General features: G+C 60.2%; 15 protein-coding genes. 12 read left to right on the forward strand and 3 right to left on the reverse strand.

The features are described 5' to 3' along the window. The first annotated feature begins 119 nt into the window (after positions 1-119). From CRD13_RS07390 to purT, 5 genes are all read left to right on the forward strand, one after another. Positions 120-704, forward strand: coding sequence for an LppP/LprE family lipoprotein (locus tag CRD13_RS07390; protein ID WP_069358963.1), 585 nt, complete (start codon positions 120-122; stop codon positions 702-704). Between the two features lie 162 nt (positions 705-866). Further along, positions 867-1,505, forward strand: a complete 639-nt coding sequence (locus CRD13_RS07395; RefSeq protein WP_049193773.1) for an LppP/LprE family lipoprotein — start codon at positions 867-869, stop codon at positions 1,503-1,505. 193 nt (positions 1,506-1,698) lie between these two features. Then, positions 1,699-2,955: a glycerophosphodiester phosphodiesterase family protein gene (locus CRD13_RS07400; protein WP_187401483.1), complete on the forward strand. Its 1,257-nt coding sequence runs from the start codon at positions 1,699-1,701 to the stop codon at positions 2,953-2,955. A 96-nt stretch (positions 2,956-3,051) separates the two neighbouring features. Beyond that, a complete protein-coding gene (locus CRD13_RS07405) occupies positions 3,052-4,083 on the forward strand; it encodes a nucleoside hydrolase (RefSeq protein ID WP_070439045.1) in 1,032 nt (343 codons plus the stop codon). 116 nt (positions 4,084-4,199) lie between these two features. Beyond that, a complete protein-coding gene (gene purT / locus CRD13_RS07410) occupies positions 4,200-5,420 on the forward strand; it encodes a formate-dependent phosphoribosylglycinamide formyltransferase (protein ID WP_070439007.1) in 1,221 nt (406 codons plus the stop codon). Between the two features lie 93 nt (positions 5,421-5,513). On the opposite strand, the gene CRD13_RS07415 is transcribed toward purT, so the two are convergent. Both CRD13_RS07415 and CRD13_RS07420 read right to left on the reverse strand, forming a co-directional pair. Beyond that, positions 5,514-6,017, reverse strand: a complete 504-nt coding sequence (locus tag CRD13_RS07415) for a phosphoribosyltransferase (RefSeq protein WP_048734520.1) — start codon at positions 6,015-6,017, stop codon at positions 5,514-5,516. 64 nt (positions 6,018-6,081) lie between these two features. Next, complete coding sequence (locus CRD13_RS07420; RefSeq protein ID WP_069358961.1) at positions 6,082-7,587, reverse strand: FAD-dependent oxidoreductase; 1,506 nt, start codon at positions 7,585-7,587, stop codon at positions 6,082-6,084. Between the two features lie 253 nt (positions 7,588-7,840). Between CRD13_RS07420 and CRD13_RS07425 the strand changes: the two genes are divergently transcribed. The 6 genes from CRD13_RS07425 (at position 7,841) to CRD13_RS07450 (ending at position 14,877) form a co-directional block, all read left to right on the forward strand. Beyond that, entirely contained in the window at positions 7,841-8,842 is a 1,002-nt protein-coding gene (locus CRD13_RS07425; protein WP_187401484.1) for a sulfite exporter TauE/SafE family protein, read from the forward strand. A 143-nt stretch (positions 8,843-8,985) separates the two neighbouring features. Then, positions 8,986-10,692, forward strand: coding sequence for a nitrite/sulfite reductase (locus tag CRD13_RS07430; protein WP_069358959.1), 1,707 nt, complete (start codon positions 8,986-8,988; stop codon positions 10,690-10,692). A gap of 250 nt (positions 10,693-10,942) precedes the next feature. Further along, positions 10,943-11,707, forward strand: coding sequence for a phosphoadenylyl-sulfate reductase (locus CRD13_RS07435; protein WP_070862788.1), 765 nt, complete (start codon positions 10,943-10,945; stop codon positions 11,705-11,707). Between the two features lie 116 nt (positions 11,708-11,823). Continuing rightward, on the forward strand, positions 11,824-12,750 hold the full coding sequence (gene cysD, locus CRD13_RS07440; protein ID WP_049189477.1) for a sulfate adenylyltransferase subunit CysD: 927 nt from the start codon (positions 11,824-11,826) through the stop codon (positions 12,748-12,750). Then, positions 12,750-14,051 carry a sulfate adenylyltransferase subunit 1 gene (locus CRD13_RS07445; protein WP_049189478.1) on the forward strand — a complete coding sequence of 434 codons (1,302 nt, stop codon included), beginning with the start codon at positions 12,750-12,752 and terminating at the stop codon, positions 14,049-14,051. Before cysD ends, CRD13_RS07445 begins: the two co-directional genes overlap by 1 nt. Positions 14,052-14,106: 55 nt before the next feature. Then, positions 14,107-14,877: a sirohydrochlorin chelatase gene (locus CRD13_RS07450; RefSeq protein WP_069358958.1), complete on the forward strand. Its 771-nt coding sequence runs from the start codon at positions 14,107-14,109 to the stop codon at positions 14,875-14,877. A gap of 33 nt (positions 14,878-14,910) precedes the next feature. Here CRD13_RS07450 and CRD13_RS07455 read toward each other — a convergent pair whose 3' ends face one another. Next, the gene (locus CRD13_RS07455) at positions 14,911-16,299 is read right to left on the reverse strand and encodes an FAD-dependent oxidoreductase (protein WP_069358957.1); all 1,389 of its coding nucleotides are present in this window, start codon (positions 16,297-16,299) and stop codon (positions 14,911-14,913) included. Positions 16,300-17,041: 742 nt separating this feature from the next. On the opposite strand from CRD13_RS07455, the gene pta reads away from it, so the two are divergent. Next, positions 17,042-18,367: a phosphate acetyltransferase gene (pta, locus tag CRD13_RS07460; protein ID WP_272715183.1), complete on the forward strand. Its 1,326-nt coding sequence runs from the start codon at positions 17,042-17,044 to the stop codon at positions 18,365-18,367. Positions 18,368-18,369 lie beyond the last annotated feature (2 nt).

The raw sequence follows: 18,369 nt of genomic DNA on the forward strand, positions 1-18,369 counted from the left end.
CACGAGAAGGCTCTGGGAATTGTCAGTTGACACTGGCATCCCAGAGTCATTTTTGTATCGTAGGCCTCACCGCGTGGTCCAACGACAGAAGTCCAAACGACAGAAGGCGTGTGGTTTTCATGCAAAACACAGGACACCGAGTACAACGATTGGCAAGTTCCGCCGTACTTTCCGGCGCGATGGTTTTCTCCGCAGTAGGTGGAGCCGTTGCAGCTCCCGCGGCTCAGGCGGAACCGGCCCCAGTGCCGGCACCGGCTCCGGCGAAGGCAGATAGCTGTACCCCGAACCCGGCAGCACCTGAAATCCAGGAGGCCCTGGATAAGGTCAACAGGGAGCGTCCGAACAACCATGATGGGTGGAAGTACACTGGCACCTCCAACTTCAGCCCGTGTAGCGATTTGAGCTTTGCTCTCGCAGATCAGGCCAAGCAGGGCAACGCTCAGTCCTCCACTGTGCTGTTGATGTTCCACAAGGGTGAGTTCATTGGTACGGACTCTGACCGGCCTCAGCACATCAACAAGGTGACGCCGACCCCTGATGGTAAGAACATCTCGGTCATCTACCACGACTGGGAGGCCCAGGAGGCCGCAGGTGCGCCGAACGCTGATGCGGCCAAGTTCACCTCTAATGTTCACTTCTTCTGGAACGGAGATCACGTCGTCCACGAGGGCAAGATTCCCGGCGGCGCGACACCCGCTTCCTAAGGACTCCCGAGAATTTTCGAGAGCTTTCGAAAATTCTTGGACACTCCCGGGGTCTCTTGAGTTTTCCCAAGTAAACTCAATTCAGAGTCGGACATGAGAAAGTAATGCTCCGTCGTAGCGCAGTGCTTGAGAAAACTTGAGAGAACAGAAGAGGTTCCAGCCATGAGTGGTCATTCAGTTCGTCGCGGGTCGATGCTGGTTAGCGCGGCGGTCGCAGGTGTAGTGGCTTTGTCCGGTTGCTCCACTGATGAGACCGCAGCACCGACCTCTGCTTCTCAGGTAGATCAAGAAACGACGACCATCACTACGACCACCACTGTCGAGGATGACAGTGAAAGTGCAGATACCCCCAATCCGGATGTCGATGACAACGACTCCGATGGGGGTTCTTCTGCGCCAACCCAGGAAGAGGCTTTCGAAGAAGCGGTTGCCGACCTGAACTCAATGGAAGGTGGCAATGGCAGCGGTTGGACAGTCACGGACGATACGAACTGGGATACCACCAGCGAGTTGACCTTTGCCTCAGCAGTACAGAATGAAATTACGCATTCAACTACCGCTGGTGCAGTGCTGCTGTTTCATAAGGGCGAGTACGTGGGTACCGCCGGTGGTCCGCAGACAATCAACTCGGTCGAAGGCGATGGCAAAACTGTGACCGTCAATTTCTTCGATGTCAATAAAATGATCGAAGACGGCGGTGCCTTCGCCTTTAAAGACCAGTACAACGCTCCCGTTACGTACTCCTGGGATGGGTCAGAGGTCGCTCAAGACGGCGAGATTCCAAAAGCAGAGGGAAATTAAACGCTCACCCAGCACTCGCTCCAGATGCGAGTGCTGTCAGGCCGTTTTAAAGTAGTGGCGCACCACACAGTTTTCACCCAGATTTCTGTGTTCCGTAAACCTCCGACGGTAGTTTGTCGACACTGTGTTGTCGGTACTATGCCGTCGCTATGAAGTCGCTAATACTACGCCCAAAGAGGAAAAATCACCGGCCATGTCTTCTCGCAACTCATCTGACTCCATGTTTGACGAACGGACCAAGCAGAGCGAGCAGCCTCAGAATTCACGCGTCCACGGCACGCGCCGCGCAATCGCGGCCATCGCTATGGGCGCGTTTGCTATTTCTCCTATTGCAGCCTGCAGCAATGATGCAGACAACGACGCGGCATCGTCGTCAAGCAGTGCAAGCGCGGTCAGCACTACGTCGAGCGAAGAGAAGACCTTTGAAAAGCAGCAGGTTGCTGAGCTGAATGCGGCCGCGAATGTGCGGCCGGCTGCGATGGCTAAGCTGCCGGAGGGTTTTGATCTGCAGTCGCACCGTGGTGGTCGCGGTGAGTGGACGGAGGAGTCCAAGCAGGCGATGATCAACTCGTTGGAGCTGGGCGTTACGACGTTGGAGCTGGACATCGTCCTGACGAAGGATGGCGTGCCTATGGTCTGGCACGATCCGGAAATCCAAGACGACAAGTGCTCGGACACCGAGCCAGTGACGGAGGGGGACCCGCAGTACCCGTACGTCGGCAAGCTCGTACATGATCTCACCTATGAGCAGGTACAAACCCTGGTCTGTGACAAGAAGCTCGAGGACTTCCCGGATGCGGAGCCAATCAAGGGCAATAGGATGATGACCCTGCCGAAGCTGTTCGAGCTGACTAAGGATAACCAGGACATCCACTTCAACATTGAGACCAAGATCGAGGGCGAAAAGCGCGCTGACTCGGCAGAACCGCAGGAGTTCGTCGATGTGATTCTCGACGAGATTGACCGCGCGGGTGTGGCTGATCGTGTGATGATTCAATCCTTCGATTGGCGCTCGTTGCCGCTGGTCGCGGAACGGAACCCGGAGATTCCGCTGGTCATGCTGTGGGACGAAACCACCTGGAAGAAGGATTCTCCTTGGATTGGCGATGTCAATTACGACGAGGTCAATGGCGACATCATCGAGGCCGCCAAGCAGCTCGGCGTGCAGGTGCTCTCGCCGACGCACAGCATTCCTTACGGCAAGACACCGTCGGATGCTGACTACCACCCGGTCGCCACGCCGGAGCTAATCTCCCGTGCGCATGAGGCCGGCATGAAGGTGGTGCCATGGACGGTGAACGAAAAGGAGACCATGCGCGAGCAGATTGCCGCTGGTGTCGACGGCATCATCACCGACTACCCGACGCGACTGCGCGAGGTCTTGGCCGAGCTGAAAATGCCGCTGCCGGAGTCCGCTCCGGTGGGTGATGCAGCGATGTCGACGAACTAGTAAACCCGGCCAGCACCAGCGGAAACTCGTCTGTATCCCTGTTTTGCCCATGTTTAGCTCTGCGGGCCGAGCATGTTTCGTGTCACACTTGACCTTATGACGCGTTTGAAAGTGCTTGCCGACGTTGACACGGGTATCGATGACAGTCTTGCTCTCGTCTACCTCGCGGGGTTGCATACCGCAGGCGAGATCGAGCTGGTGGGTGTGACCTGCGCAGGTGGTAACACCACTGCGGCATGGTCCGCTCGCAACACCAAGTACATGTTGAATCTCTGCGGTTGTCCGGAGGTTCCGGTTGTCAGCGGTTTCGAGGGGCCCGCTGACCGTGAACTGACCACCACGCCTGAGACTCATGGCCCGTACGGGCTGGGCTACAACCTGGCACCACCGGCCGTCATCTACGAACCGGGGCGCTCAGGAGCGGCGGATCCGCTGGCGCTGTGGCGACGAGTCATCGAGCAGGCACGGTCGACGGGGGAGAAGGTGCACCTGCTGGTCACTGGCCCTATGACCACCTACGTGGCCGCTTTGAAGAAATACCCAGAACTCATGCGGGAGCTCGACGGCGTGACCATTATGGGCGGTGCTGTGGACTACCACGGTAACGTCACCGAGTTTGCGGAATGGAACTTCTGGGTCGACCCCACCGCGGTCACCGAGGTGTTCGGCACCGCAGGTGCTGTGGCCGTCGAGCGCCCGGAGGATGCCGTGCGCAGCATCGCCACCGCCGCAGGCGCGCCGGTGCCGACGCTGGTTCCGCTCAATGTCACCGAGACCATCACCATTAGTGATACTGAGATTGAATCCTGGCGAGATGCCGGTATGAACTCGGAGCTGCTGCGTGTTCTGCGCCGCTCGCTGAAGTTCTACTTTGAGTTCCACCAGGGAGTTGGAGTCGGTTACAAGGCGCAGGTTCATGACCTCTTCGCTGCGATGGTGGCCGTCGGTGCGGTGACAGGGGAAGTGGAGAAGATGCGTCTCGTGGGCGTCGATAAGCGAACCTTTGCAGCTGAGCCAGCACGCCGCGGCCAGGTGGTGGAGGATTCAGCCGGAGCGGTGGCGAATGTTGTCCTGGCCGCTGACCGTGAGGTGGCGCTGGCTGAGTTCCAGCGGGTGTTCCCGCGCTAGGTTCCCGCCCGTGCCCGCCGCGGTGAATCAGCTCGCTGTCGTATGCTGGAGGCAATCAATTTAACAGCTGCTGGTTGCGCAGCGTATGTGCCGTAGACGAAAGCGAATTTATCTCGATGTTCACCCCTGAAGCCACCGGAACCCCGTACCAGCCGGGAGCAACGCGAGTTCTGCTGCTCGGCTCTGGCGAGCTCGGCAAGGAGGTGACCATTGCTTTCCAGCGTCTTGGCGTTGAGGTGCACGCTGCCGATCGCTACGAGCATGCACCGGCACACCAGGTAGCTCACCACGCCTACGTGTTGAATATGTCGGACCCTAGCGCACTGCGGGACCTAATTCTCCAGGTCAAGCCACACTTCATCGTCCCTGAGATTGAGGCTCTGGCAACCGAGGTGCTGGCAGAGGTCGAGGAAGATGAGACGCTGGACGTCACCGTTATTCCGACCGCACGGGCGACTCAGCTGACCATGAACCGAGAAGGTATTCGCCGCCTGGCTGCGGAAGAGGTGGGACTGCCGACTTCCCGCTATCACTTCGCCTCCAGCTTTGATGAGTTCACCGCAGCTGTTGATGAGATTGGCTTCCCATGCGTGGTCAAGCCGGTCATGAGTTCCTCGGGCAAGGGACAGTCCACGCTGCGTTCGCCGGAGGATGTCCAGGCCGCGTGGGATTACGCCATGAGTGGCGGTCGCGTTGAGTCCGGTCGCGTCATCGTGGAGGGCTTCGTTGATTTCGACTATGAGATCACGCTGCTGACCGTGCGCTCCGTTGATCCGGAGACTGGCGAGGGGGCAACGTGGTTCTGTGAGCCCATCGGCCACCGTCAGCAGGATGGTGACTACGTTGAGTCCTGGCAGCCGGCAGCCATGAGCGAAAACGCCCTGGACAATGCGCGCTCTGTCGCCGCGCGCATCACCAACGCGCTGGGCGGTCGCGGTATCTTCGGCGTCGAGCTGTTTGTCCGCGGCGATGAAGTGTGGTTCTCCGAGGTCAGCCCGCGCCCGCATGACACCGGCATGGTCACCATGGGTACGCAGCGTTTCTCCGAGTTCGAGCTGCACGCGCGCGCAGTGCTGGGGCTGCCTATCGACGTCACGCTGGTGTCCCCGGGAGCTTCCGCTGTAGTCTACGGCGGTGCTGACATCGAGCAGCCGGGCTACACCGGCCTAGCTGAGGCCATGGCTATTCCGGAGACAGACATTCGTATCTTTGGTAAGCCGTTTGCCGGTCCGCGTCGCCGCATGGGTGTTGCTGTTTCGACCGCAGATTCTGTCGACGCTGCTCGTGAGCGTGCATCGGAGGCGGCATCAAAGATTAAGGTCGTCGAACTGGGGTAGTTCGACGACCTAGTGTGCGCTGCTGGTGTTGCTTGGGAAAGGAACGCTGCAGCGCACTTTTTTGTGCCCGCTGTGGTGCGTAAGCTACTTGATCTACTTGGACTTCTGTACCGGTGGCTCGGCCGACCAGGGGAAGACGATCCAGTCATCGGTGTGCTTCCAGACGTAGTCCGGTGCAATCTCCGAGCGGGACTTGCCGTAGAGCACAGCGGAACGGACTTCAGCGCCGTGCTTCTTGAGTAGGTCGAGCACCAGATGCAGCGTGCGACCGGAGTCAGCCACATCGTCGACGACCAGCAGGCGGCGGTTGGAAATCGATTCGATGTCCAGCAGCGGCTCCAGCAGAACCGGATCCGGCAGGGTCTCCGCCACGTCGGTGTAGAACTCGACGTTGATGGCGTCAGAGAGCTTGACGCCCATGGTGTAGCTGAGTGCGCCTGCTGGCAGCAGGCCACCGCGGGCCACGGCGATAATAATCTCCGGGTCGAAGTCCGAGTCGACAATCTGCTGTGCCAGTTCACGGGAGGCGACGCCGAAGCCTTCCCAGGTCAGAACTTCCTTGACGTCCAGGTTGGATGAGTCTGCATGATAAGCCATGTATTAACTCTAATCCGAAAATCGACTGACGTGCATAATCAACTGTCCGGTTAGACCCGATGCGCTAGCTCGCGACGGTCTCCACAACAGCTTCGTGCACAGCTTCGGCCACGTCATCGGCATCTGGCTGCTTTGCGACGACCGTGGAGGCCGTAACCATGTCAGCCCACTCGACCAGCTTCTTGCGCTCGCGGCCTTCGGCTTCGCCCGCGGCACGCTCGGCGGCGTCGAGTGCGTGCCAGCCCTCCCAGGTGGTGACCTGGAGGCCCTTGTCGGCCAGGAACTCGTCGACGTCGTTATGCGTGGGCTTTGCAGGTGCGGCCAGGCGACCTGCCTCCCAGTCGGCGATGAGGTTGCCGACAGCTTCGTTGGCATCGCCCTTGGTGTTACCGATTAGGCCGACCGGGCCACGGCGAATCCAGCCGGTGGTGTACAGGCCCTGGATGTGGTTGCCGTCGATGTCGTCAAGCACGCGGCCGCCGGCATCTGGGATGGTGTGCGTGCCGGTGTCGAACGGTACGCCGGTGACTGCGTCGGAGCGGTAGCCGACTGCGCGGTAGACCGCACCGACCGGCCATTCGGTGAACTTGCCGGTGCCGCGGACGCCACCCTCGCCGTCGAGTTCGGTGCGTTCGGTGCGGATAGCGCTGACGTGCTGTACCCCATCTTCACCGGTCTCGCCGATGATTTCGACCGGGGACTCGAAGAAGTGGATGAAGAGCTTGTGCGGGGCGCCCTTTGGCTCGCGGATGGCGTAGTTTTCCAGAATCGTACAGACCTGATCGGTGATCTTGGACTCGCGACGGGACGTTTCGGAGGCGGCATCGTACTGGATGTCCTCCGGATTCACGACAACCTCAATGGTGTCAGAGTGGTCCAGTTCCTTCAGCTCCAGTGGAGTGAACTTTGCCTGAGCCGGACCGCGACGGCCAAAGACATGGACTTCGCGGGCGGCATTCTTTGCCAGGCCGTCGTAGACGTTGTCGGCGATTTCGGTGACGTGCAGCTCATCGGCAGTCTTGGCGAGAATACGGGCGACGTCGAGGCCCACGTTACCGACGCCGATCACAGCGACCGACTCAGCAGAGAGGTCCCATTCGCGAGCAAACTCCGGGTGGGAGTCGTAGAAACCTACGAACTCACCGGCGCCGTAGTGCTCCGGCAGGTCCGAGCCCGGGATGTTCAGATCACGGTCGCCGGTCGCGCCAGTGGCGAAGATGATGGCGTCGTAGAACTGGCGCAGTTCATCAACGCTGACCTGCTTGCCGACGTCCACGTTGCCCAGTAGTCGAACCTGCGGCTTGTCCAGCACTCGGTGGAGGGACTTAATGATGCCCTTGATGCGCGGGTGGTCTGGCGCAACACCGTAGCGGATGAGGCCGAACGGCACTGGAAGGCGCTCGTAGAGGTCGATGGCGACATCGCGGCCGGACTTCATCAGCGCGTCGGAGGCGTAGATACCGGCCGGACCCGAGCCAACCACGGCTACACGCAGCGGCGTGGTGGAGTTGGCGAGATCGGGCAGTGAGGAAGCGGCCGTGTTCTGGGCTGCAGTCTGGTCGTTGGTCATTGGGTGGAATCCTTTTTCTACGTTTTCTTTGTCGCGATTGCTTATCGTAGACCAATCGGTCTATGCTTGCTGAAACAGAATATAGACAAACTGGTCTACAAAAAGCAAACACAAAACACCGCAAGAATCACTGCTTTGGCTTGAGAGGGTTTTGCTGCGCATCGCTTCTGCTGAATGAGCTCTGAAAGGGGCTCGGCGTGCGGGCATCGTGGCAACGGCAGGCTCTGGTTGGGTAAGCGGGGAAGGGCTTGTCATGGAAAAACTCATAGTCTTCGTGCTAATCGGCCTTGGCGCGCAATTAGTCGACGGCACTCTGGGGATGGCTTTCGGTGTCACCGCTACTTCGCTGTTTATTGTCGCTGGTAGTAGTGCTGCCACTGCGTCGGCGGTGGTTCACGTAGCAGAGGTGGGTACGACACTGGCCTCCGGTATTTCACACTGGCGATTCGGCAATGTCGACTGGCGACGCGCGCTGAGTCTTGGCGTGCCGGGTGCTATCGGTGCCTTTATTGGTGCGACCTTTTTGGCGAATCTCGACGGTGATGCTGCGACGCCTGTGACCTCGACAATCTTGCTTTTCCTCGGTCTGTGGGTGATTATCCGCTTCGCCTTTTTGGCCAGTGTTAAGCGCAAGAAGAAGGCCTGGGGGGCGAAGAAGCTCGCTCCGCTGGGGCTCTTTGGTGGCCTGCTTGATTCCACGGGAGGTGGTGGTTGGGGGCCTGTTACCACCTCAACTTTGCTCGGCGCTGAGGCTGACCAGCCGCGCAAGATTATCGGTACTGTCTCTGCGGCGGAATTTCTCGTTGCCTCGGCGGCTGTACTGGGCTTTTTGCCCAAGCTGCGGGAGGAATTTACCCAGCATGCCGCACCGGTAATTGGTTTGTTGTGCGGTGGTGTGATTGCGGCACCCTTGGCTGCGTACCTGGTGGGGCGCATTAATCCGCGGCTGCTTGGGATTGCGATCGGCGGCGTGTTGGTGGGGCTGAATATTCGCACTCTGTTTTTGTCGCTGGTTTCTGGTGGCGTGCTGGCAACGGTTCTGCTCGTGTGGGCTTTTGTTGTCGTCGCGCTGGTGCTGTGGGCGCGTTCGCACGACACTCTTCCGGGGCTGCGTCAGCGGATCCAACTTGAGCCGACTTCTCAGTCTCCCTCGGCTGATGTGTCTAGTTCTGGATCTCCATCACCCGCTTCGGTTGATGTCGGGGCCGAGGATGCTTCTGAAGGTGTCCGCGTGGGCGAAGCGGGGGTCCGCTAGGTATCCGAGCGTGTCCCGGCTTGCACTAGCCAGACTGGTCGGTCTAATGTTGCCTGCAATGCAACGTAGACCAAACGGTCTATAAAGATTAGAAACTAATTCGGTCAACGAGAACAAAACGAAAGTGATTCGGTAGATTCCCCATGAGCTCTCCTACGAAAACCGCCGAGCGTCCAGCTTCCGCAGCGGCTACCCGACGTAAGAAGCGCGCACCGAAGCCACAGGGGCAGTGGCTTATCGACGGCCGCGAGCCACTTAACGACGACGAGCGCATTAAGAAAGAAGATGCTGGCATCGCCGTTAAGCAGCGTGTTATCGACATCTACTCCAAGCAGGGGTTTGACTCCATCCCCGCGGAGGACCTAGCGCCTCGCTTTAAGTGGATTGGCCTCTACACCCAGCGCAAGCAGGGGCTTAGCGGTGAGCACACCGGCGTGAAGACCAACGCCGAGCTGCAGGACAAGTACTTTATGCTCCGCGTCCGCCTCGACGGTGGCCAGACCACCACCGAGGGCATTCGCACCATCGGCGAGATTTCCCGCGACTTCGCCCGCGACACTGCGGACTTCTCCGACCGCCAGAACGTCCAGCTGCACTGGATTCGCGTCGAAGATATGCCGGAGATCTGGGAGCGCCTTGAGCGAGTTGGTCTCGACACCAACTTTGGCTGCGGCGACGTTCCCCGCGTTATTCTAGGCAGCCCGGTTGCCGGTGTTGCGGCCGATGAAATTGTCGACGGCACCAACGCCATCCGCCGCATCAAGGAGGAGTACCTCTCCGGCGACGAGTTCTCCAACCTACCGCGTAAGTTTAAGTCGGCAGTTTCCGGTTCCCCGCGTCTCGATGTCACCCACGAGGTCCAGGACGTTGCCTTCGTCGGTGTCAATCATCCAGAGCACGGCCCCGGTTTCGACGTTTGGGTCGGTGGTGGTCTCTCCACCAACCCGATGCTCGCCCAGCGTCTCGGCGCCTGGATCCCAGAGGACGAGGTTCCCGAGGTATGGGCGGGCGTGTGCCGCATCTTCCGGGACTACGGCTACCGTCGCCTGCGCAATCGTGCGCGTCTGAAGTTCCTCGTTGCCGAATGGGGCGCGGAGAAGTTCCGCCAGGTACTCGAAGACGACTACCTCAACCGCAAGCTTATCGACGGCCCCGCACCCGAACCTTTCGAGGGCGACCGTGACCACATCGGCGTGCACAAGCAGGCCGACGGTCTCAACTACGTCGGTGTTAAGCCCGCTGTTGGCCGTGTTCCGGGCTCTGACCTGGTCAAACTCGCCGACATCGCCGAGCGCCACGGTGTTTCCCGCGTCCGCACCACCGTGATGAAGGAGCTCATTCTCCTCGACGTCACCGACGACCAGGTCGACTCCCTGCTCGCAGAACTCGACGAAATTGGCCTGTCTGCCAAGCCCTCAGCTTTCCGACGGGGCATCCTGGCCTGCACCGGCCTAGAGTTCTGCAAGCTCGCACTTGTCACCACGCGCCAGCGCGCAATTGATTTGGTGGGCGACTTGGAGGAACGCCTCGGTGACCTCGACGTCCCAATCACCATTGCGCTCAATGGCTGCCCGAATGCCTGCGCCCGCACGCAGATTGCCGACATCGGACTCAAGGGGCAGATTGTCACCGACGACGAGGGCAACCGTGTCGAGGGTTTCCAGGTTCACCTCGGTGGTTCGCTGGGGCTCGATGCCAACTTCGGCCGCAAGGTTCGCGGACACAAGGTCACCTCGGCAGAACTGGGTGACTACATCGAGCGCGTCGTCAATCACTTCAAGGAACAGCGCCACGAGGGTGAACAGTTCCGCGAGTGGATTGTCCGCGCTGATGAGGAGGACCTGAAGTGAGTGAATCTCCCAATGGGGTTCGGTCGCAGGGGCCGTCGTCAAGCGAAAAAGACGAGACGCCAGCGCGACTGGGAATCGGTGGCCGAAGCGCACACCCCAATCCGAACCGGGGTGCGGTGATGCATTGCCCTTACTGCGGCGGTGATGATCTGTGGCCCGACCTGGAAACCGATTACGCCTGGCAATGCCGCGAATGCTGCCGGGTATTCACAGTGAAACTGCACGGACATATCGATAGAAAGGTGGCGTCATGAGCACGGGACTGAAAACCGCTGAAGTCATTAAGACTCAGGAGGCGCTCGCGCGTGAGGATGTGCTGGACAACCCGGAAACTGCTCGCCGTCTGATTGAGCTTGCACTGGAGTGGGGCTCCAAGCTGGAGACTGCCACTGCCGGGGAAGTACTGGAATGGGGTGCGGAGCACCTGCACACGCCACTGGCTGTGACCCTGTCGATGCAGGACACGGTATTGGCGGAGCTGGCTGCTCGGCACGCGCCGGAAGCCGACCTGGTTTTCCTGGATACGGGTTACCACTTCCCGGAGACCCTCGACGTGGCAGAACAGGTCGCACAGCGCTACGACAACCGACTGCTGTCGATTGAGCCGAAGCGCACCCGCGCCGAGCAGGATGCCGAAGAGGGCGTAGATCTGTACAAGACCGACCCGACGCGATGCTGCGCACTGCGGAAGGTCGAGCCGCTGTCAGCTGTGAAGCGCCCCTACGAGGGCTGGGTCACAGGTCTGAAGCGCGTCGACGCGCCGACCCGCGCACACACGCCGGTACTGGAAATCGATAAGACCGGTCGCATCAAGCTCAACCCGCTGGCCACCTGGACGGATGAGGACGTTGCCCAGTACATCGAGGACAACGACCTCATTGTGCATCCGCTGACACAACAGGGGTTCCCGTCGATTGGCTGCGCGACATGCACCGTGCGAGTGGCAGAGGGTGCGGATCCGCGCTCGGGCCGCTGGGCGGGCAGCGAGAAGACAGAGTGCGGATTGCACCTCTAGTTTGAGTGGCTGGCGGCTAGACGATACTGACAGCCACTAGCCGCCCGCCGATAACCGATATCAGCTAAAACAGCGCAGTTACAACAGCCAACACAGCCCCAACAGAAAGAACCCCCATGACTAGCTCAACCACCGTTTCCGTACAAAACCGCCTCGACCCGCGGCTTGCCGAGCTGGAAGCCGAGGCCATCGACATTATTCGCCAGACCGCCGGTCAGTTCGAGCGTCCGGCACTACTTTTCTCCGGCGGAAAGGATTCCGTCGTCGTGCTCGAGCTGGCCAAGCGCGCCTTCGCACCGGCGGGTATCCCGCTGGAGCTGCTCCACGTCGACACCGGCCACAACTTCCCCGAAGTTATTGAATTCCGCGACAAGATTGCCGCTCAGCCGGGCATCAAGCTGCACGTAGCCAAGGTCCAAGACTGGATCGACAGCGGCGTGCTCACCGAGCGTGCCGACGGCACCCGCAACCCCTTGCAGACCGTGCCGCTGGTGGAGACCATTGCCAACCGCGGTTACGATGCCGTTCTCGGTGGCGCCCGCCGCGATGAGGAGAAGGCCCGCGCAAAGGAGCGCGTGTTCTCCGTCCGCGACTCCTTCGGCGGTTGGGATCCACGCCGTCAGCGCCCTGAGCTGTGGGGCCTCTACAACGGTCGCCACGCCGCCGGAGAGAACGTTCGCGTTTTCCCGATCTCGAACTGGACCGAGGCCGACGTCTGGGCCTATATCGAAGCCCGTGACATCGAACTGCCTCCCATCTACTTCGCCCACGAGCGTGAGGTGTTCAACCGCGGCGGCATGTGGTTGGCACCGGGCGAGTGGGGTGGCCCCCGCGACGGCGAGACCCTCGAGGTTCGCACTGTCCGCTACCGCACTGTCGGTGACATGAGCTGCACCGGCGCTGTCGAATCGACTGCCACCACTATTGCGGAGGTCATGGAGGAACTTCGCACATCCAAGCTCACCGAGCGCGGCGCTACCCGCGCAGATGACAAGTTGTCCGAATCCTCCATGGAAGACCGTAAGAAGGAAGGTTACTTCTGATGAGCCAGCCAAATTCCCCAGCTACCCTGATTTCCGCTGACCGCGCCACTCGCGCTCGTCGCACTCTTCGCCTGTGCACCGCTGGCTCCGTCGACGACGGTAAGTCCACCTTCGTCGGTCGCCTGCTGCACGACACGAAGAATATCCTCGCTGACCAGTACGAGGCCGTCGTCGCCTCCTCACAGGCGCGCGGTCAGGAAAACCCGGACCTGTCGCTGCTGGTCGACGGTCTGCGGGCCGAGCGTGAGCAGGGCATCACCATCGATGTCGCCTACCGCTACTTCGCCACCGACGTCCGCTCCTTCATCCTCGCCGACTGCCCAGGTCACGAGCAGTACACCCGAAACACCGTCACCGGTATGTCCACCGCCGAGGCCGTCGTTTTGCTTATCGACGCGCGCAACGGCGTCGTGACGCAGACCAAGCGTCACGCAACGGTGGCCGGTCTGCTGGGCGTTCGCCACGTGATTTTCGCAGTCAACAAGATTGACCTACTGGACTACAGCGAAGAGGCCTTCCGCGCCATTGAGTCGGATGTGGCAGCACTAGCAGAGCGCCTGGGTCTGCAGAACACCTTCGTTGTTCCAGTGTCGGCTCTGGTCGGCGACAACATTGTCGATTCTTCTGAGCACACTCCGTGGTACGAGGGGCCGACCGTGCTGGAGCTGCTGGAAAACCTCAACATCGGTGCCGACCTGGAAACCGATGCCGAGGCTGACCTGCGCCTGCCCATCGACTATGTCATTCGCGATCACGCCACTGAATACCGTGGTTACGCCGGCCGTATCGCCGCAGGTAGCGTGCGTGTGGGCGATGTTGTCTCCGTAGACGCCAACCGTCAGGCTACGGTCACGAAGATCACCGTGGCAGCTGAGGATGTCACTGAGGCCGTGGCCGGCCAGTCGGTGGCCATCAGCCTGGATGCCGAGTTCGACCTCGCCCGTGGCGACCTCATCAGTGGCACGCGCCCGGAAGACGTGCGCCGTTTCTCCGCCGTGGCCGTCCACCTTGCAGACAAGCCGTTGGCAGTCGGTCGCGTCGTAGAGGTGCGCTATGGTGCCGCACTGGTGCGTGGTCGTATCGCTTCCGTCGATGCGCTCATCGATATCGAAACCGGTGAGCCCACCGGTGTGGCTGATCAGCTTGCAGTCAACGACGTCGCGGAGATCACCGTCGAGGTCGCACAGCCGCTGCCGGTCGATGCCTACCGCGTCGGTGGCCGTGTCGGTGCATTCCTGCTCATCGAGCCGGGCACCGGTGACACCCTCACCGCAGGCCTCGTGCGTGGCGCTGCCCAGTAGAGCCGCCAGGTAGAGAAACCAGAAAGCACAGCTAGCGAGCCTGAGGAGACCATCGATGACCGCACTGATTCTGCTTGCGCACGGTTCTCGGCACTCAGAGACCAAACCGGTGCTCGAAGACGTGGTCGCGCTCGTGCGCGAGAAGATGCCGCTCACCCGCCTGGATGCGCCCTCTCAGATTCGCCTCGCCTGGCTGGACCTCGACGAGCCCTCGCTGGATACCGTATGTGCCGAGCTCGCCGCTGCCGGCGAGACTCAGGCACTGGCTGTACCGCTGCTGTTCACCGATGCGTTCCACTCGCGAGTCGACGTTCCCGAGCAGGTTCGACTCTGCGATCGGCATGGTGTTGACATCACAGTGGCTGAAGGTCTCGGGCTTGGCGACGGCACGAAGCGCGCCGTCGTAAAGCGAATCATCGAAGCGGCGGAGAATGCATCTTTTTCCTGGCCGGTCGATGCGCTGGTGATGGGGGTCGGCTCCTCTGATGAGGATGCCAATGCGGCGGTGCACCAGTTTGCGGAAAATCTTGGCGGGATGCTGCCGGGACATGTGAGTGCGGCATTCGTGGTCGGGCCTGAGAAAATCAAGGGAGCCGATGCTGTGGCCGCGGCACAGGAGCGTGCGGCCAAGCGCGGTCGCGGACTCGTAGTGGTGCCGCTGTTTACCGCGCCGGGCCTATTGTGGGATCGAGTCATCGAGGCGGGCGCTGCCGACGGTGCTGGTCAGGTGGCTTTTGGTGAGCCATTGGCCGAGCTGTTGGCGCCGATTGTGTGCTGCCGCTGGGACTCGCGCGCCGCGTACACGGACGTGAAGGTAGTGGCGTAGCCGACGCTTTTTATCCGTCCTAGTTACTCGCCGTTACTCGCCCTTGGAGTGGGTGACCATCTCATCCCACTCGACATACTTCTTGCGTTCGCGGCCCTCGGCCTCGCCAGCGGCGCGTTCCGCAGCATCGAGCTTGTGCCAGCCCTCCCAGTCCAGGTAGTCGATGCCTTTGGACTCCAGCAGCTCGTTGATAGCGGACAACTCCGGCTTCGACGGGTTGAATTTCTTGCCCTCTGCGGCATCGGCCAGCAGATTGGCCACGGCCTCGTTGGCATCGCCCTTGGTATTACCAATCAGGCCGACCGGTCCGCGGCGAACCCAACCGGTGGTGTAGAGGCCAGTGATGGCCTCGGCTGCTTCATCCTCGGTGTTGTCGGATTCGATGACTCGACCACCGACGTTGGAAATGACATTCTTCACGTTGTCGAACGGGATACCCGGCAGCGCATCAGAGCGGTAGCCCACGGCGGAGTAGACAGCGCCGACCTTCCAGTCGGTGGTCTCTCCGGTCGGCCGCAGCCCGCCAGCACCGTCGTATTCCATGCGCTGAGTGCGCAAGCCTGTCACATGCTGCTGGCCGTCGGTACCCTCCTCGCTGAGGATTTCCACTGGCGACTCGAAGAAGTGAATGTAGAGCTTGTGCGGTGCGTTCTTCGGCTCACGGATGGCGTAGTTCTCCAGGATGGTGCAGACCTGGTCGGTGATCTTGGAGTTGCGACGCATAATCTCGGATGCGGAGTCGTAATCAATATCGCGCGGATCGACAACGACCTCGACGTTCGGTGAGTAGTCGAGTTCCTTGAGCTCCAGCGGAGTGAACTTTGCCTGTGCCGGGCCGCGGCGGCCGAAGACGTGGACTTCCTTGGCCTTATTTGTCTTCAGAACCTCGTAGACATTGTCCGGAATCTCTGTGACGTGCAGTTCCTCACCGGTCTTCGCCAGGATTCGAGAGACATCCAGCGCGACGTTGCCGACACCGACGACGGCCACGGACTCCGCCGAGAGATCCCAGGTGCGCTCAAAGAGTGGATTGCCGTCGTAGAAGCCCACGAATTCGCCTGCGCCGAAGTGCTCCGGCAGGTCCGCTCCCGGCGTTGGCAGTGCGCGGTCGCCGACGGCACCGGTGGCGAAGATGACGGCGTCGTAATGCTCCTTTAATTCGTCGAGTGTGATGTCCTTGCCGAACTCAACGTTGGAAAATAGGCGCAGCTCCGGCTTTTCCATCACGCGGTGCAAGGCCATGATGATGCCCTTGATGCGTGGGTGGTCAGGGGCGACACCGTAGCGGATTAGACCGAATGGAGCCGGCATCTTTTCAAACAGATCGACTTCCACGTCAGTACTGGATTTCATCAGTGCATCGGAAGCATAAACACCGGCCGGGCCAGAGCCAATTACGGCAACGCGGAGCGGGCGATTCATGAAGTGTGTCCTTCTTTCTCTAATGCTTTACGACGGCCACGAGGCCGCGGCGTAAGTAGCTGCCAGCGGTGACCTCGTGGGGGAAAGGAGTTATTGGTGAGCTATCGGTTTATTCGACATTCCCAATGGTAGCGCCCCCAATCGTAGCGATAACTTACGAAAAATCGAGAGGCGAGCATCACATCATCGGTGAGATGCTTTTGGAGGCATACAAAACTAAATGTGACCTTAGTCACGTTCGATGTGGGAATCTGGGCTAGTTCACTAGAAAAACCGCATAAAAGCCGCGATTATGCGGGAAAATTGTTGGAATCTGTGGGGAAAAGTGTGGCTACCAGGGGTAACCAAAGAGGTTTGAGTCCGCCGTGAGATGTAAGGTGACTCACAATAAGATGAAAATAATGATTTGGGACTCAGCGGGATTAGATTCAGCAGGATTAGAAGCTCAGCATGATCTTGAGCCTCCGGCAGTCCAACGGCTCGAGCCAAGTCAACGTTTAAATAAGTCAACGATTAAGCGCAGTGCGAGAAAGGAACGTCGGTGAGCGATAAGAACGCCCAAGCGTCCACCAACAACTCCGCAGTCCTGATTACTTCAGTGGACCGCGCAGACAATCTGCAAGATGTCATTACGGCATTGTCTGAGGCACTGGGTGGGGCACGTTGCCTCCACACTGTCGGTGGGGCGCACGGCGCCACCGTGGATCAGGTTGTTGTGGATCCGGAATCCGCGCTTGACACCATCGTCAGTGCTGTTGAAGCTGATCGCGCTGCCAACGAGGGGGCGGCTGTTCTGACCGGCTCCGGCAACCTCGATTTTGACTTCCGCATTGCCACCGTCGCCGGCGCCGGTGTCATCGTTGTCGCTGGTGGCGAGGGCTGCCACACAGAGGCCGCAAAGGCTCGCGTTCGTTTGGCTCTCAGCAGTGCAGCTCAGCGTCACAGCGAGGTACTCGCAGTTGTCCTTACAGGGGAGGAGGCAGCTAAGGCTGCTAAGACTCTCGAGCTCGACGTTCCCGTTGTTGCCGTTGACGATGCTGAGGGGCTGCGCAAGGTCGTAAGCCGCGAGGTCACCGCAGTGATGACTCCACAGCGTTTCCAGTGGTGGCTATTGCAGCGCGCCAAGGCTGATAAGCGTCACATTGTGCTGCCAGAGGGGGACGATGACCGCATTCTTGAGGCCGCTGATTACCTCCTGCGCGAGGACATCTGTGAGCTCACTATCCTCGGCGACCCGGATGCGATGAAGGCACGCGCCGCCGAACTGGGTTTTGACATCGACGCCGCCCATCTCTGGAACCCGCAGACCTCCGAATATGTTGAGCAGTTCGCGGAGCAGTTCGCAGAGATGCGCAAGGCCAAGGGGGTCACGCTGGAGCAGGCCCGTGAGACGATGCAGGACATCTCCTACTTCGCGACGATGATGATTCACAACGGGCTTGTCGACGGCATGGTGTCCGGTGCAGCCCACACAACTGCGCACACCATTCGTCCGTCCTTGCAAATCATTAAGACCAAGCCGTCGGCTTCCACGGTGTCGTCACTGTTCCTCATGGTTATGGACAACTCGCTGTGGGGTTTTGCGGACTGTGCGGTGCTGCCGAAGCCTGCTCCGGAACAGCTGGGTGAAATCGCGGTAGTATCCGCCGAGACTGCAGCTTCCTTCGGCATCGATGCCCGCGTCGCCATGCTGAGCTACTCCACTGGAGCATCCGGCACAGGTGAGGATGTGGACCGTGTGAAGGCGGGTCTGGCCAAGGCCAAGGAGCTGGCTCCGGAGCTCGCTGTCGATGGTCCGCTGCAGTTCGATGCTGCTATTGACCCGTCTGTGGCTGCGAAGAAGATGCCGGATTCCTCCGTTGCGGGTAAGGCAACTGTTTTCGTGTTCCCGGATCTGGACGCCGGTAACATCGGTTACAAGATTGCCCAGCGCTGTGGTGGTGCATTGGCAATCGGCCCGATTCTGCAGGGCTTGAACAAGCCGGTCAACGACCTTTCCCGTGGCGCCACGGTGCCGGACATCATCAACACGGTTGCAATTACCGCTATTCAGGCTGGAGGAAACTAATT

The sequence above is a fragment of the Corynebacterium sp. LK26 genome (assembly GCF_014335085.1).
Lineage (GTDB): Bacteria > Actinomycetota > Actinomycetes > Mycobacteriales > Mycobacteriaceae > Corynebacterium > Corynebacterium jeikeium_D.